Consider the following 15548-nt stretch of genomic DNA (forward strand, 5'->3'; position numbering starts at 1 on the left):
CGGCGAGCCGCTCTGTATAACGACCTATACCGCGCGGCTCGTCACGGCCGGTTGGCCTGATCGGCGAACACCCGCACCGCCTCGTTCACCGCCGCACACCTGGCGGTGCGCACCGCATCGGACAGCGGGCGCAACGCGTCGGCCCGGCGCACGGCCGCCGACGCCGACAGCGCGCCGCCGGGCTCGTCGGTCTCGGCGACGGCCAGGATTGCGCCGATCTCCTCCGCGCGCTGCAGCACCCGCAGGGCGCGACCGGGAGTGCCTGCGGGCCAGTCGGGCGCCGGGCGGGAGCGCAGGTGTGCCGACAGCTCGGCCCGCACACTCGGCCGATCGCTGGCCACATCGAGGCTCTGGAGCGCGCCCGCGCTGTCCCGGATCGCGTCGGTGAGGGCGTGCTCGGCGTCGGCGAGGCCCACGTACTCCGGAGGCTGCGGGCTCGCCGAGGCGAGCGGGTGCACCGTCCAACGCACGAGACCTTCGGCGATGTGGTGCGGCACGATGCCGTAGCCGTGGTCGGCGAACACGACGGCCTCGCCCTCGCTGAGCGCCGCCTTCGCGAACTCACCGCCTCCGCCCAGGCCCCGGACGTCGCCGGGCACGGGCAGCACCAACCGGGCATCGTTCACACCCGTTCGGCGCAGCGCGCCGAGCAGCTGAGCGGGCTGGGCCGGGAATCCGCCGGTGACGGGAAGGTCGAAGGCATCCGCCGTGGCCTCGTCGGCCGTCACCACCTCGTGCGCCTCGCCCCACGCGAGCAGGGCGTCGAGCACGTTGTCGGACGGGGCCGCGCCGTGGAGCCAGGCCGAGGACCACACGGCCAGGGTCGCGCTGGGACAACACACAGCGTCCGAGGGTACCGGTCGGGCCCGGCCTGCCGATGCGCCCGAGCGGGCGCCGGTCGTCGATCGTGACGAGTCGCCGGGAACGTGATTAGGCTCGGCGGGGTGAACGCCGCAGTGGAATCCGCACCGTCCGAGCTGCCCACCACTCTCGGCGAGCTCCGCGCCGCGGGATACGCGCCACGGAGCGTCAAGGCCGAGATCCAGGAGAACCTGCTGGCCGCCCTCCGGGACGGCCGCGACCCGTGGCCGGGGATCGTCGGCTTCGACGACACGGTCGTTCCCCAGCTGGAACGCGCTCTGCTCGCCGGGCACGACGTCGCGCTGCTCGGGGAACGCGGTCAGGGCAAGACCCGCTTGTTGCGCACCCTCGCCGGGCTGCTCGACGAGTGGACCCCGGTGATCGAGGGGTCCGAACTGGCCGAGCACCCGTTGGAGCCGATCACTCCCGCGTCGCTGCGCAGGGTCGCCGAACTCGGGGACGCACTGCCGGTGCGGTGGATGCATCGCAGCGAGCGCTACACCGAGAAGCTCGCCACCCCGGACACGTCGGTGGGCGACCTGATCGGCGACGTCGACCCGGTGAAGGTCGCCGAGGGACGTACCCTCGGTGACCCGGAGACCATCCACTTCGGACTGGTCCCGCGGGCGCACCGGGGCATTGTGGCCATCAACGAACTGCCCGACCTCGCCGAGCGGATCCAGGTCGCACTCCTGAACGTCATGGAGGAGCGCGACATCCAGGTTCGCGGCTACACGTTGCGACTTCCCCTGGACGTGCTCCTGGTCGCCACGGCCAACCCGGAGGACTACACGAACCGCGGGCGCATCATCACGCCGCTGAAGGACCGCTTCGGCGCCGAGATCCGCACGCACTACCCGTTGGAGCTGGCCGCCGAGGTCGAGGTCGTCCGGCAGGAGTCCGAACTGACGGCCGAGGTGGGCGATCCGCTGGTGGAGGTCCTGGCGCGGTTCGTGCGGCACCTGCGGGAGTCGACGGTGGTCGACCAGCGGTCCGGCGTGTCGGCCCGGTTCGCCGTGGCGGCCGCCGAGACCGTGGCCGCGGCAGCGCTGCGCCGATCGGCGTTGACCGGGGAGGACCCGGCGGTGGCGCGACCGGTCGACCTCGAGTCGGTGCCCGCCGTGCTGCGCGGCAAACTCGAGTTCGAGCCCGGCGAGGAAGGCAGGGAGCACGAGCAGTTGCTGCACCTGCTGCGGGTCGCGATCGCCGAGACCGCCCGCGACCGGTTCGCCGGGCTCGACCTGACACCGCTGGCCGACGCCGTCGCCGACGGCCACGCCGTCGAGACCGGCGAGCGCGTGCGCGGTGCGGACCTACTGGCGGCCCTGCCCGAACTGCCGGTGCTGCACGAGGTCGCGGCGCGGTGCGGTGTGGGCGCGGACGAGCCTGCCCCGCGGATCGCGTCCGCGGTGGAACTGGCGTTGGAGTCGCTGTATCTGAGCCGGAAGGTGGCCAAGGACGTGCGCGATTCGGGCGATGCGGTGTACGGGCCATGAGCATCCCCTCCGGTGGCTACGAGTACGGGCCGTACCACGACGGTCCTGATCCGCTGGCGCCTCCGGTCGACCTGCGCGAGGCGATGGACGAGATCGGCAGGGACGTCATGGAGGGCGCCTCGCCGCGTTCGGCGCTCGAGGAACTGCTGCGCCGCGGCACGCCGCGCACCGCGGGGCTCGACGAGCTGACTCGCCGGGTGTGGCAACGGCGCGCCGAAATCCAGCGGAACCACCGGCTCGACGGCACGCTGCAGGACGTGCGGCGGCTGCTCGACGAGGCGTTGGCGGCCGAGCGGGAGGCGCTGGCCGCCGATCCGTCGGACGAGGCGCGGTTCGACGAGATGCGCCTGGACGCGCTTCCGCCCGGCACGGCCGGTGCGGTGACCGAGCTGGCCGAGTACGAGTGGCGGTCGCCGACGGGGCGGGAGAACTACGAGCGCATTCGGGAACTGCTGGGCCAGGAGCTGCTCGGCTCGCGGTTCGAGGGCATGAAGGAGGCGCTGCAGCAGGCCACGCCCGAGGACGCGCAACGCGTGGGCGAGATGCTCGCCGACCTCAACGCGCTGCTGGCCGCCCACGCCGAGGGTGATCCGGACATCGACGAGAAGTTCGCCGCGTTCATGCGCGAGCACGGCGAGTTCTTCCCGGAGAATCCGTCCACGGTGGACGAACTCATCGACGTGCTCGCCGCACGTTCGGCCGCCGCCTCGCGGATGCTCAACTCCATGACCCCCGAGCAACGGCAGGAACTGGCCGAGCTGTCCCAGCAGGCCTTCGGCGATCCGCGCATCGCCGACCAACTGTCGCGGTTGGACGAGCAGTTGCGTGCGGCGCGGCCGGGGGAGGACTGGACGTCGTCGGCCCGCATGCGCGGGGACGATCCGCTGGGTATGGCCGAGGGCGCCCGGGCGATGACGGAGCTGTCCGAACTGGATTCGCTCGCCGAACAGCTCGGACAGAGCTATCCGGGCGCGCGTCTGGAGGACATCGACCTCGAGACGCTCGAGCGGCGCCTCGGTGAGGACGCGGGCGTCGACGTGCGCAGGCTGGCCGAACTGGAACGCGAGCTGCGTCGGCAGGGCATGCTCGAACGGGCCCCCGACGGCTCGCTGCGCCTGTCTCCCAAGGCACTGCGCAGGCTGGGGGAGACCGCGCTGGCCGACGTGGTGCGCGCGCTGCGTACCGGCCGCGGGGAGCGGGAGAGTGCGGCCGCGGGTGCGGCGGGTGAGCCGACGGGATCGACGAGGCCGTGGCGGTTCGGTGACACCCAGCCGTGGGCGGTGTCGCGGACCGTGCAGAACGCGGTGCTGCGCAGCGCGTCGGCGGGGTCGTCCTCGGTGCGGCTCGACGTCTCGGACGTGGAGATCGCGGAGACCGAGCACCGCTCCCGTGCGGCCGTGGCGCTGTGCGTCGACACGTCGTGGTCGATGATCGCCGAGGACCGCTGGTTGCCCATGAAGCGCACGGCGCTGGCGCTGCATCATCTGATCTCGACGCGGTTCCGGACCGACGCACTGCAGATCATCACGTTCGGCCGATACGCACAGCAGGTCGACCTGTCCGAGCTCGTCGCACTGGACGGAACGTGGGAGCAGGGCACGAACGCCCACCACGCGCTGTTGCTGGCGGGCAGGCATCTGCGACGCCATCCGGGCGCGCAGCCGGTCGTGCTGATGGTGACCGACGGCGAGCCCACGGCTCACCTCGAATCCGACGGGGAGGCGGTGTTCGACTACCCGCCGAGTCCGGTCACGCTCGTCAAGACGTTGTCCGAAGTGGACCGGCTGGCGAAGGCGGGCACGTCGATGTCGGTGTTCCGCCTCGGCGACGATCCCCGGCTGGAGGCCTTCGTGGACCTGCTCGCCCGGCGTGCCGGAGGGCGGGTGCTCGCACCGGATCCGGACGGGCTCGGCGCCGCGGTGGTGGGCGACTACCTGCGAAGCCGCCGCGCATGACGGCCGCAGCCGCCACGGGAGCCGTCGAGACGTTCACCCGCAGCTGGGCCGCGCTCCGGTCGGCGGTCGCGCACCTACCCGACGCGGCGTTCGCCCGGCCGTCGGGATGCCGCGGGTGGCTCGTCCAGGACCTCGTGTGTCACCTGGTGATCGACGCGCAGGACGTGCTGATCACGCTGGCGACGCCCGCCGACGGTGGTGCCGGCGGTGTCGGTGTCGAAGCTGCGCCGGTGAAGGACGCCGTGACGTACTGGACCGTCACGACCCAGCCGCCGTCCGGCCAGGATCCGCTCGATGCACTGACCGTGCGCCTGGCCGCCGCCTACCAGGACCCGGAGCTGCTGCGGTTCCATCTCGACGACGTCGGATCGGCGGCGGGCAGGGCCGCGGTGCTGGCGGACCCGGCCGCGCGCGTGAGCACTCAGGGTGCAGTACTGACGGTCGCCGACTATCTGTCGGCCTACGTCCTCGAATGGGCGCTGCACCATCTGGACCTCGTCGCCGACCTCCCCGGCACCGTGGATGTGCCGGGACCGTCCGCCGACACCCTCGCCGCGGCCCGCGAGCTCCTGGAACGCATCGCCGGCGAACCGTTCCCCGCGGCGTGGCCGGACGCCGACGCGTTGCTCGTCGGCACCGGGCGGCGGGTCCCCACGGACACCGAGCGGGCCCAGCTCGGCCCGCTCGCCGATCGGGTCCCCCTCGTGCTGAGCTGACCGCGCCACCGGACCACTGCCGTGCCGCACTGCCGGAGGACGCTGCCGGAGGACGCTGCCGGACGGGGCGTGGCTCAGCGCGGCGTCACCACCAGCCGTGCGCCGCGGCCGGGGACCATGGTGATGTTGCGTGGCTTGGCGGGTTCGCGGCGTGCGCGGTCGGGGGCGAGGTGCCAGTGCCGCAACAGCTCGCCGAGCACCACCACCGACTCCAGGAGCGAGAACCCGGCACCCAGGCACCGCCGTACGCCACCGCCGAACGGGAACCACGTACCGGCGGCGGGACCGCCCTCGGTGAACCGCTCGGGGCGGAACGCCATGGGATCGTCGTGGTGCGCCGGATCGTGCTGGACGATCGTGATCGACGGCATCACCGTGTGACCGGCGGGAATGCGGTAGCCGCCGATCTCCACGTCGCGGGTCACCACCCTGGCGACCTCGGAGATCACCGGATGCAGCCGCATCGCTTCCTTGACGACCGCTTCGAGGTGCTTCTCGTCGAACGCGTCGGCGGCCCTGGTGGCCTCCGCGAGCCGCGCGGGGTCGCGGGCGAGTTCGTGCAGTGCCCAGGCCAGTGCCGTCGCGGTCGTCTCGTGCCCGGCCAGCAGCAGGGTGATCAGCTGGTCGCGGAGCTCGACGTCGCTCAGCCCGTCCGCAGCGCCCCGCCCGGCACCGTGGCTACCGTCGGTGTCACCGACGCACAGCAGTCGCGACAGCACGTCGCGACGGTCGTGCAGGTCGCAGGCCTTCCTGCGGTCGGCGATCTCGGCGTAGATCAGCTCGTCGGCGGCGCGGCGCACCTCGGCGTCCCGTTTCCACACCCCGAACCGCTGCAGCTTCGGCTGGTGCCAGCCGAGAATGTCCACGGGGCCGATGTCGACGATGCGCCGCAGGAGCTCACGCAGGCGATCCAGCCGCGGCCCTTCGGCCACGCCGAACACCACCCGCAGGATGATCTCGAGTGTCACGGCCTGCATGCGTTCGTGGGAGCGGAACGGCGAGCCGGGCCGCCACCGCCGGCTCTCGGCCTCGGCGAGCTCGGTGATCAACGCGCGGTAACCGCGCAGCGCCGCGCCGTTGAATGCGGGCATGAGCAGTTTGCGGGCCCGCAGGTGCACGTCCTCGTCGGTCAGCAGCACCGAGTGCCTGCCCATGGCCGGTTTGAGGATGGCGTTGCCCTCGCCTGCGTGGAAGACGTCGGTCGGCCCGCTGAACACTGCCCGGATGTGCTCGACGTCGGCCAGTTGTACGACGTCGCGTTCGGGAAAGATCCGCAGCCGGAACACGTCGCCGTAGCGGCGTCGCAGGCGCGGCATCCAGCGGTCGCGGTAGGAGCCGTACAGCAACGTCTGCACGGCCTGCGGCCACCGCGGACCCGGCGGCAGCGCGGTGGCGGTGACGTCCTCGGTGCGGACGGCGGACGCGGTCGTCTCGGTGGTCATAGCGCGCTCCTTTGCGCGAGAGGCTGTGTCAACGGCCCATGGCGACGGCCCATGTCAACGGTGCATGTCAACGGTCCATGGCGACGGTCCATGGCAACGGTCCATGGCAACGGCCCGCGTGAACGGTCCGTCCGGACCCGCGGACAGTCGCAATGCTCCGATCACTCCATCCGGATTTATACGCGCGTATAGATCCGGCGTCCAGGGTGCAGCGTCCAGGGTTCGGCGTCTGTGCGATGCCGGGGGTGCGGGCCTGTGTGCTGCCACCGCCGGCGTGCGGATGCGCAGTACGCTCCTGGCCGTGGGCCACCGAGACGACCTGCTCGCGGCGGCGCGAACGCTGCTCGAGGACAAGGGCTACGCGCACATCACGGCACGTGATCTCGTCGCGGCCTCCGGGACGAACCTGGCCTCGATCGGCTACCACTTCGGCTCGAAGGCCGGGTTGCTCAACGCGGCGATCGCGACCGTGTTCGAGGAGTGGACCGACCAACTGGCCGAGCTCGCCATGGCCGACCCGGGTGCCTCGCCCGTCGAACGCGGGCACGTGACGTGGGCCGCATGGCTCGGCAGTCTGGCCGAGAAGCGCAGCCTGCTGGTGTCGTACGTCGAAGCCCTCGCGCAGGCCGAACGCGCCCCGGAACTGCGGAAGCAGATCGCGGGGCTGTACCGCGCGTGCCGCGAGAAGGTCGCCGCCCTGGTCGCCGAGTCCCTGGCGGACGGCACGCCCGCCGACGACCCGCGGTGCGCGGCCCTGGCCACGTTCGTGGTGGCCGTGTGCGACGGCCTTGCCGTCCAGTGGCTGGTCGATCCCGACGGCGTGCCCGAACCGGACCAGCTCGTCGCGGGACTCACCACACTGTGGTCGGCGTCCTTCCCACCGGATGGGAACGTTTCCGCTCCGGATGCTTAGGGTTGAGGGCATGCAGACTTGGTCATCGGTCGCCGTGCCCCGTATCCCAGGAGAATCCCGCCCGTTGAGGCTGTACGACACGGCGTCCGGTGACATCCGCCCCACCTCACCCGGCCGTGTGGCGCGCATGTACGTCTGCGGCATCACGCCCTACGACGCCACGCATCTCGGTCACGCGGCGACGTACCTGGCGTTCGACCTCGTGCACCGGCTCTGGCTCGATGCCGGCCACGAGGTGCACTACGTGCAGAACGTCACCGACATCGACGATCCGCTCCTCGAGCGCGCCGAACGCGATCAGGACGACTGGGTCGTGCTGGGCATGCGCGAGACCGCGCTGTTCCGCGAGGACATGGAGGCGCTGCGGGTGCTGCCGCCGCGCGATTTCATCGGCGCGGTGGAGAGCATTCCGCGGATCATCGAGGTCATCGGCAAGCTGCTCGCCGACGGCGCCGCCTATCGCGTGGACGACGACGAGTACCCCGACATCTACTTCGACCGCGGGTACACCGGCCGGTTCGGCTACGAGTCCCGCTACGACGCCGAGACGATGAACCGGTTCTTCGCCGAACGCGGCGGTGACCCGGACCGTCCCGGCAAGCGTGACCCGCTCGATGCTCTGCTGTGGCGTGCCGAGCGGCCCGGCGAACCGTCGTGGGAGTCCGAACTCGGCCGCGGTCGCCCGGGATGGCACATCGAATGCAGCGTGATCGCCTTCGACCGCCTCGGCATGGGATTCGACGTGCAGGGCGGCGGGTCCGACCTGGCGTTCCCGCACCACGAGTACAGCGCAGCCCACGCCGAGGCCCTCGCCGGCCAGCATCCGTTCGCTCGGCACTACGCCCACGCCGGCATGATCGGGCTCGACGGGGAGAAGATGTCGAAGTCCAAGGGCAACCTGGTGTTCGTCTCGCGTCTGCGCGCCGCCGACGTCGACCCGGCGGCGATCCGGCTCGGCCTGTTCGCGGGCCACTACCGCGAGGACCGCTCGTGGACCGACGACGTACTCGCCACCGCACAGCAGCGCCTCGCGCGCTGGCGCGAGGCGACGAGCCTGCCCACCGGGCCGGAGGCGGACGACGTCGTCGCGCGCCTGCGCGAGCACCTGGCCGACGACCTCGACACCCCGCGGGCGCTGGCCGCGATCGACGCGTGGGCCGACGAGGCGCTGCGGGGCAACGGCTCGGATGCCGGGGCGCCGGCTCTGGTCGCCTCCGCGGTGGACGCTTTGCTCGGCATCGCGCTCTGAGGATTCTCCGGCGCGAGCGGGCCCGCCACCACGACGTCGCGGGATACGGTGGATGACGTGCCGACCCTCTACGCGACCAGCGACCTGCACGTGACCCACACGGGCAACGAGACGCACGTCGACGTCATCCGGCCCGACACCCCGGACGACTGGCTGTTGGTGGCCGGGGACGTGGGCGAACGGATGAGCTCGGTGGTCGACACGCTCGCCCGGCTGCGGGAGCGGTTCGCCACGGTCGTCTGGGTGCCCGGCAACCACGAACTCTGGACCACCGCGAAGGAGCCGGACGCCCTGTCGGGTGCGGCGCGGTACGAGGAGTTCGTGCGCCGCTGCCGTGACATCGGCGTGCTGACCCCCGAGGACGAGTTCCCCGTGTGGCCCTACGCCGACCGGCCGTTGACGATCGCGCCGCTGTTCGTGCTGTACGACTACACCTGGCGCACCCCGGCGGCGACCGGCGTGCCCGTGGAGGAGGCGCTGCGGCAGGCCAGGGATGCGGGCGTGGTCTGCACCGACGAGTACCTGCTCGGCCACGAGCCCTACCCGGGACGTGCCGCCTGGTGCGCCGACCGCCTCGAGATCAGCGAGAAGCGTCTGGCCATGATCCCGGACGAGCACGAGACGGTGCTGCTGTCCCACTGGCCGTTGCACCGGCATCCCACGGAGCCGCTGTACTACCCCGAGTTCGCGATGTGGTGCGGCACGACCGAGACCGAGGACTGGCACCTGAGGTACCGCGCCCGGGTGGCCGTCTACGGACACCTCCACATCCCGCGCACCACCTACCACGACGGCGTGCGCTTCGAGGAGGTCTCGCTCGGCTATCCGCGCGAGTGGCGCCGTCGCACGCGCGGACCGGTGCCGTTCCGGGAGATCCTCACCTCCGCCGGGTGACGCGCACGCCAGCCGCACCCCGGTCGGTCAGTCGCGGGAACGTCCGCGGCTGAGCGTGATCGACAGGGGAGCCGCGGCGACGAGGGCTGCGGCCGGCAGCGCGAAGCCGAGCAGCGCGTCGGCGTGGTACGGCGCCGTGAACACGGCGGGCGCGGCCGCCATGCCCAGGAACCGCAGTGCCTGCACCACCGAGATCGCACCGCCACGTCCGGGCCCGGTGTCCGACAGCACGGTCGTGTTCACCGCGACGAGGACGAGTTGCCCGCAGATCCCGGCTGCGGCCCACGCGGCGATGGCGATCGGCATCGCCGTCGCCCCGCCGATGAGCACGAGCAGCCCCGCCCCGGCCAGCAGTCCCACGAGCGCCGTCGTCCGCCCGCCGAACCGGTCGGTGGCCGCGCCTGCCGCGCGGGCGCACAGGAAACCTGCGGCGCCGAAGCCGGTCAGCACGAGCCCGCGCGCACCGGAACCCAGGTCGAACGCGTCCTCGAACCGGAACGCCACCAGGAACGACAGTCCGGCCAGGCACGCCCATCCGACGAGCGCGACGAGACCGGGCACGAGCACGTCGCGGCGCCAGGGGTCGCGCAGTCGCCCCGCCGCGGGGGTGGACCCACCGTTGTCGGCAGGCAGTGGCCACACCGCCAGCAGCGCGCCCACCACGGCGATCCCGACGAACGCCCACCGCCACGACGCCTCGCCCGCGAGCCCGCCGACCAGCGGCGCGGACGTCTGCCCGACGGCCTGCATCGCCCCGAACATGCCCAGCGCCCTGCCCAGGCGTTCCGGCGGGGTCATGGCGGCCAGCCGTGCCATCAGCAGGGGAGTGGTGAACGCGTTGGCGCAGCCCTGCAGTGCGCGGCCGGTCTGGAACAGCCAGAACCACGGCGCCACCACCGCCAGGACGCTCACCACGGCGTAGGCGACGTAGGCGATCCGGATCGTCCGCGCCGGACCCCAGCGTTCGCCGAGCGTGCCCGACACGAGCATGAGCGCCGCGAACGGCAGGAGATACGCGGTCAGCGAGGACGCGGCCGCGGACGCGGGCACGGCGAAGCTCTCCCCGATCTCGGGCAGGATCGCGGCGACGACACCGCCGCCGAACGGACCGAGCAGTGCCCCGAGATACAGGCCTGCGCGCGGCAGCCGCGACCCGGCCGCTGAGCCGGTCTCCGCGGGCCCGCTCACCGGCCCGTCGAACCGGGTCCGTCGGGCCTGCGCCTGCGCAGGTACCGCTCGAACTCGGCGGCGATCTTCTCGCCGCTGGCCTCGTCGAGATTGATCTCCGCGTCGCCCCGTTCCTCCAGTGAACGGACGTAGTCGGCGATGTCCTCGTCCTCGTCGGCCATCTCGCTGACCGTCTTCTGCCACTCCTCGGCCTGCTCGGGCAGCGAGCCGAGCGGGATGCCGATGTCGAGGATGTCCTCGAGCTTGTTGAGCAGCGCGATGGTCGCCTTCGGGGACGGCGGCTGGGAGACGTAGTGCGGCACGACCGCCCACACCGACACCGCGGGGACCCCTTCCTGGACGCACATGTCCTGGAACACGCCGACGATGCCGGTCGGGCCCTGATACCGCTCGCGTTCGAGGCCGAAGCGCTTCGCCGCCTCGGAATCGTAGGCCGTTCCGGTCACGGGCACCGGCCGGGTGTGGGCGGTGTCACCCAGCAGCGCGCCGAGGGTCACGACGGTCTCCACGCCGAGCTGTTCCACGTGTTCGAGCAGCTCGGCGCAGAACTGGCGCCAGCGCATGTTCGGTTCGGGACCCTGCACGAGCACGATGTCCCGGTCGGCCGCAGCCGGGCGGCACACCGACAGCCGCGTCGTCGGCCATTCGACGCGACGCGTCACGCCGTCGACCATCCGCACTGTGGGTCTGCTCACCTGGAAGTCGTAGTAGTCGTCCGGTTCCAGCTCGGCCAGCGGGGTCGCGTCCCAGTTGAGCTGCAGATGTTCGAGGGCCGTGCTGGCCGCGTCGCCTGCGTCGTTCCAACCTTCGAAGGCCACGAGCATGACGGGGCCGGGCCGCTGCCGGCCCGTGTCCGCGTCGGTCAAGTCGTTGAAGGGCGTGCTCACCCGCCCAGCCTACGTCTCGACGCACGGTGCCTCCGCCACCGTAGGCTTGACGTGCGCCGGCCCCACCGTGCGCGAGAGTGCGACCCGAGGAGATGCTCGTGACCGAACCGTCCGCCGTGCCCGGATCGGGTGGCCCCGCCGCCGTGCTGTGGGACATGGACGGCACCCTGGTGGACTCCGAGAAGCTGTGGGACATCGTCCTCGCCGAGGGCGCCCAGCGGTTGGGTGGTGAACTCACCACGCAGCAGCGGATCTCGCTCGTCGGATCCAACATGGCCTCGACGTCCCGGCGGCTGCTGGAGTTCGCGGGCAGGGACGTCACCGACGACGCGGCCGACGAGATCGCCCGGTGGATGCGGGGCAGGACCGCCGAGCTCTTCTCCGACGCACTGCCGTGGCGCCCCGGTGCCAGGGAGGCGCTCGAGTCACTGCGTGCCGCAGGCGTGCCGTGTGCGCTGGTCACTTCCACCGAACGCGGTCTGACCGAGCTCGCGCTCAACACGATCGGCCGGGAGTTCTTCGCCGTCACGGTGTGCGGTGACGAGGTCGACGGCCGCAACAAGCCCGAGCCCGAGCCGTACCTGCGCGCGGCCCGTCTGCTGGGCCTGCAGCCCGCGGACTGCGTCGCGGTCGAGGACTCGCCGGTCGGCGCCGCGTCGGCCGAGGCAGCCGGGTGCACGGTGGTGGTCGTCGAGGCGGACGTGCCGGTGGCCCAGGGGGCCGGGCGCATCTTCCGCTCCTCGTTGGTGGGAGTCGACGCCGCCGAATTCGGCCGCATCCACGCGTCGCGGTGAGCTGCGACATCACGAGTCGGGTCGCTCGTCGGAGTGCGGCACGCGGATGACAGGATTCTGCCCGTGAAGACCTTCGACGAGCTGTACGCCGAGCTGACCGAACGTGCCCGCACCCGCCCCGCGGAATCGGGCACCGTGGCCGCGTTGGACGCCGGGGTGCATGCCCAGGGCAAGAAGGTGCTGGAAGAGGCGGGCGAGGTGTGGATCGCCGCCGAGCACGAGTCCGACGAGCGACTGGCCGAGGAGATCTCCCAGCTGCTCTACCGGATTCAGGTGCTGATGATCGGCCGGGGCGTGTCGATGGACGACGTCTACCGGTACCTGTGAGTGAGAGAGGACGTCAGATGCTGCGTGTCGCGGTACCGAACAAGGGTGCGCTGGCCGGACCCGCGTCGGAGATGCTCGGGGAAGCGGGCTACCGCAAGCGACATGAGCAGCGCGACCTGACCGTGCTCGACCCGGTGAACGAGGTCGAGTTCTTCTTCCTGCGCCCCAAGGACATCCCGATCTACGTCGGCTCGGGCGAACTGGACCTGGGCATCACCGGCCGGGACTTGGCGCTCGACTCGGGCGCCCCGGTGCAGGAGAAGCTCGCACTCGGCTTCGGCGGGTCGACGTTCCGGTACGCCGCCCCCGCGGGGCGCGAATGGACCGTCGCCGACCTGCACGGCAAGCGGCTCGCCACGTCGTACCCGCGCCTGGTGCGGGACGATCTGGCCCGCCAGGGCGTCGAGGCGGAGGTCATCCGGCTCGACGGGGCGGTCGAGATCTCCGTGCAGCTCGGGGTCGCCGACGCGATCGCCGACGTCGTGGGGTCGGGGCGGACCTTGCGGCAGCACGAACTCGTCGCGTTCGGTGATCCGATCTGCGTGTCGGAGGCCGTGCTCATCGAGCACACGGGCAACGGCAAGACCCCCGCGGTCGAACAGCTCACCGCCCGGCTGCAGGGCGTCGTGTTCGCCCAGCACTACATGATGCTCGACTACGACTGCCCGCGGGCGCTGCTCGAGCAGGCCTCGGCGATCACGCCCGGTCTCGAGTCGCCGACCGTGGCGCCGTTGGCCGACCCGGACTGGGTCGCCGTGCGGGCCATGGTGTCGCGCAAGGCGGTCAACGCCGTGATGGACGAGCTGGCCGCCGTGGGGGCGAAGGCCATCCTGGCCTCCGACATCCGTTCCTGCCGGCTCTGACCGGACGCCGCTACGGGCACCACGGACACCACAGTGGCCCGGCTCCCACGGGGGCCGGGCCACTGTGTGTCTCGGGCTCTCTTTCCCTCGGGTTCACCGAGGCCGCCGGTCTACTGCTCGCGAGTGCGCTTCGGCAGCAGGTCGTAGAGCTTCTTGCGGGCGCCGTTGTCGTTGGCGTTGCGGGTGTGGGCGACGTCGGTGATGAAATCGCCGAAGTCGAAGTCCTGCTCGGACGCCTGGGGCATCGGTGGTGCGCTTCCCGGCGATTCGTCGAGCGCCCGTGCGATCTCACGGAACGCCGCCGCGTGCGTGGTCTCCGGGGCGAACGTCGTCACCGGCATGCCGCGCGCGGCCGCCTCGTTCATCACCACGCCGAGCGGCACGTGCGGCAGCACCGGGATGCCGAACTGCTCGAGCTCCCGCAGCGCGGTCACGGCGTATCCGGAGATCGGCCTGCGGTACAGACCGGGAACCAGGCCGTAGTAGGAGATCGGCGGGCGCTCGACCATCGTCTCGAGGTGCGAGATCTGTTCCTGCATGAGCCGCAACGCGCGGATGCTCGTGCGGTCGGGCTGCACCGGGACCAGCACGCCGCTCGTGGCGACGAGCGCGTTGTTGGTCAGCACGTCGAGCGCGGGCGGGCAGTCGATGATCACGTGGTCGTAGTTGGCGAACTGGATCACCCGCGCCAGCTGCCACCCGGGGACCCGGAACTGGTCGAGCCTGCGGATCAGGTCGAACATGCCCGGTGAGGTGGGGATGACGTCGAAGGCGCCGCCCCTGCCCACGTTGCTGCGGGGGTGGGGGACGACGAGCTCCTCGACCGGCCCGCGCCACGTCTTCGTGAGCGCCTTGGCCAGGCTGGGCTGGTCGGCCGGGGTCTCGGGCAGTCCCAGCATCTCCGTCGTCGCGTGACCCTGCGGGTCGAGGTCGATGAGCAGAACTCGCCGACCCCGCTCCGCGAGCGCGGCGGCGGCGCCGACACTGAGCGCGGTCTTGCCGACCCCGCCTTTCTGGTTGACCACCGAGGTGATCTGCACTGTGCGCCGCTCCTGATCTCGATTGCTGGCAGCAGGTTAGTCGATCAGTGCGCTCCGGCGGTGGTGTTCGCCGCTCGGCGCGCCGGTCGATCGTGCCACGGCCGGCCTCAGCGCTCGCGGACCAGCAGCGCCTGCGTGCCGCCGCCCACCTGCCCGCGGATGTCGTGCAGCGTGCTGCGGGCGGTGCCGACGCCGTTCGGGCCGAGAACCGTGCGCGCGGCCAGCCCGATCCACTCGCCCTCGGGCGGGCGGTGGGCGTGGACGGTCAGCTCCGAGTTGATGAACCACCACCGGGTCATGTCCAGTTCGTTGGAGGCGCCGTTGCCGGAGTCGGCCACCGCCAGGAGGCGCTGCATCGGCGTCGGCTCCTCGCCCGCCACGAGCGGGACGCGCTGCCGCGCCCAGACCGTCGCCGGGCCCGGTTCGCGCACCGCACCGTCGACGGCGCGCCATTCCATCGCCGAGAGGTAGCCGTCGTGCCAGCTCTCCGGCCACTGCACCGGCGGGCACTCGTCGGGCGATGTGAGCGGCCCGGCTTCGCCGGTGCGGACCGCTGCCGTGTCGGAGGTGGCGATCCGCCACGCCGAGGCCGAGGCCACGACCCTCGCCTGCGCGCCCTCCCCGGACGTGAGCCGCGCGGTGACGAGCTCGACCGACCGTCCAGGGCGGGCCAGCTGCGACGTGAGCGTCAGTGCGGTCAGCGGCGCGGGCCCGTGGATCTCGACGGTGACGCGGGCGAGCACCATGCCCCGGTCGGCGGGGACCTGTTCCAGACCACGGACGAGCAGCGCCGACGGCGGGCCGAAGTGCTGCGCCTCCGGTGTCCACGGGCCCACGGTGTGCACGGTCGGGGTGAACACACCGCCGCCGTGGGGGAGGTAGAAGGCGCCCGGGGATTCGGCTCCGTCGGTCATGGATGCGGC

Annotated in this window: 15 protein-coding genes; 9 read left to right on the plus strand and 6 right to left on the minus strand. The window is 71.9% G+C overall.

The genetic code is table 11. From position 1 onward, the window contains the following. Nucleotides 1-41 precede the first annotated feature (41 nt). Complete coding sequence (locus tag IF64_RS0114640) at nucleotides 42-842, minus strand: hypothetical protein (RefSeq protein ID WP_030532664.1); 801 nt, start codon at nucleotides 840-842, stop codon at nucleotides 42-44. 114 nt (nucleotides 843-956) lie between these two features. Here IF64_RS0114640 and IF64_RS0114645 point away from each other — a divergent pair, with 114 nt between their 5' ends. The 3 genes from IF64_RS0114645 to IF64_RS0114655 are packed head-to-tail and all read left to right on the plus strand — an operon-like array spanning nucleotide 957 to nucleotide 5028. After that, nucleotides 957-2357: an ATP-binding protein gene (locus tag IF64_RS0114645; protein WP_030532665.1), complete on the plus strand. Its 1401-nt coding sequence runs from the start codon at nucleotides 957-959 to the stop codon at nucleotides 2355-2357. Next, on the plus strand, nucleotides 2354-4312 hold the full coding sequence (locus tag IF64_RS0114650) for a vWA domain-containing protein (protein ID WP_030532666.1): 1959 nt from the start codon (nucleotides 2354-2356) through the stop codon (nucleotides 4310-4312). Before IF64_RS0114645 ends, IF64_RS0114650 begins: the two co-directional genes overlap by 4 nt. Further along, complete coding sequence (locus IF64_RS0114655) at nucleotides 4309-5028, plus strand: maleylpyruvate isomerase N-terminal domain-containing protein (RefSeq protein WP_030532667.1); 720 nt, start codon at nucleotides 4309-4311, stop codon at nucleotides 5026-5028. Before IF64_RS0114650 ends, IF64_RS0114655 begins: the two co-directional genes overlap by 4 nt. Nucleotides 5029-5102: 74 nt before the next feature. Here IF64_RS0114655 and IF64_RS0114660 read toward each other — a convergent pair whose 3' ends face one another. Further along, a complete protein-coding gene (locus IF64_RS0114660) occupies nucleotides 5103-6470 on the minus strand; it encodes a cytochrome P450 (protein WP_030532668.1) in 1368 nt (455 codons plus the stop codon). A gap of 301 nt (nucleotides 6471-6771) precedes the next feature. Between IF64_RS0114660 and IF64_RS0114665 the strand changes: the two genes are divergently transcribed. Genes IF64_RS0114665 through IF64_RS0114675 form a run of 3 tightly spaced genes read left to right on the plus strand, consistent with a single transcriptional unit; the run spans nucleotide 6772 to nucleotide 9526 of the window. Next, nucleotides 6772-7383, plus strand: coding sequence for a TetR/AcrR family transcriptional regulator (locus IF64_RS0114665; protein WP_030532669.1), 612 nt, complete (start codon nucleotides 6772-6774; stop codon nucleotides 7381-7383). Between the two features lie 10 nt (nucleotides 7384-7393). Continuing rightward, nucleotides 7394-8632, plus strand: coding sequence for a cysteine--1-D-myo-inosityl 2-amino-2-deoxy-alpha-D-glucopyranoside ligase (gene mshC, locus IF64_RS0114670; RefSeq protein ID WP_030532670.1), 1239 nt, complete (start codon nucleotides 7394-7396; stop codon nucleotides 8630-8632). A gap of 57 nt (nucleotides 8633-8689) precedes the next feature. Beyond that, on the plus strand, nucleotides 8690-9526 hold the full coding sequence (locus IF64_RS0114675; RefSeq protein ID WP_030532671.1) for a metallophosphoesterase family protein: 837 nt from the start codon (nucleotides 8690-8692) through the stop codon (nucleotides 9524-9526). A 27-nt stretch (nucleotides 9527-9553) separates the two neighbouring features. On the opposite strand, the gene IF64_RS0114680 is transcribed toward IF64_RS0114675, so the two are convergent. Both IF64_RS0114680 and IF64_RS0114685 read right to left on the minus strand, forming a co-directional pair. Continuing rightward, nucleotides 9554-10714 (minus strand): MFS transporter, encoded by a 1161-nt coding sequence (locus IF64_RS0114680; RefSeq protein WP_051757863.1) that lies wholly within the window; start codon nucleotides 10712-10714, stop codon nucleotides 9554-9556. After that, on the minus strand, nucleotides 10711-11580 hold the full coding sequence (locus IF64_RS0114685; protein WP_425468472.1) for a PAC2 family protein: 870 nt from the start codon (nucleotides 11578-11580) through the stop codon (nucleotides 10711-10713). The genes IF64_RS0114680 and IF64_RS0114685 overlap by 4 nt, the downstream gene beginning before the upstream one ends. Nucleotides 11581-11693: 113 nt before the next feature. On the opposite strand from IF64_RS0114685, the gene IF64_RS0114690 reads away from it, so the two are divergent. The 3 genes from IF64_RS0114690 (at nucleotide 11694) to hisG (ending at nucleotide 13585) form a co-directional block, all read left to right on the plus strand. Further along, on the plus strand, nucleotides 11694-12395 hold the full coding sequence (locus tag IF64_RS0114690) for an HAD family hydrolase (protein WP_145600723.1): 702 nt from the start codon (nucleotides 11694-11696) through the stop codon (nucleotides 12393-12395). Nucleotides 12396-12458: 63 nt separating this feature from the next. Then, nucleotides 12459-12722, plus strand: coding sequence for a phosphoribosyl-ATP diphosphatase (locus tag IF64_RS0114695; protein WP_030532675.1), 264 nt, complete (start codon nucleotides 12459-12461; stop codon nucleotides 12720-12722). Between the two features lie 17 nt (nucleotides 12723-12739). Beyond that, the gene (gene hisG / locus IF64_RS0114700; protein WP_030532676.1) at nucleotides 12740-13585 is read left to right on the plus strand and encodes an ATP phosphoribosyltransferase; all 846 of its coding nucleotides are present in this window, start codon (nucleotides 12740-12742) and stop codon (nucleotides 13583-13585) included. A gap of 110 nt (nucleotides 13586-13695) precedes the next feature. Here hisG and IF64_RS0114705 read toward each other — a convergent pair whose 3' ends face one another. Together IF64_RS0114705 and IF64_RS0114710 are read right to left on the minus strand one after the other, a co-directional pair. Then, the gene (locus tag IF64_RS0114705) at nucleotides 13696-14625 is read right to left on the minus strand and encodes a ParA family protein (protein WP_030532677.1); all 930 of its coding nucleotides are present in this window, start codon (nucleotides 14623-14625) and stop codon (nucleotides 13696-13698) included. A 107-nt stretch (nucleotides 14626-14732) separates the two neighbouring features. Continuing rightward, nucleotides 14733-15539 (minus strand): thioesterase family protein, encoded by an 807-nt coding sequence (locus IF64_RS0114710; RefSeq protein WP_030532678.1) that lies wholly within the window; start codon nucleotides 15537-15539, stop codon nucleotides 14733-14735. Nucleotides 15540-15548 lie beyond the last annotated feature (9 nt).

Origin of the sequence: Prauserella rugosa (assembly GCF_000719975.1) — a bacterium.
Classification (GTDB): Bacteria; Actinomycetota; Actinomycetes; order Mycobacteriales; family Pseudonocardiaceae; genus Prauserella; species Prauserella rugosa.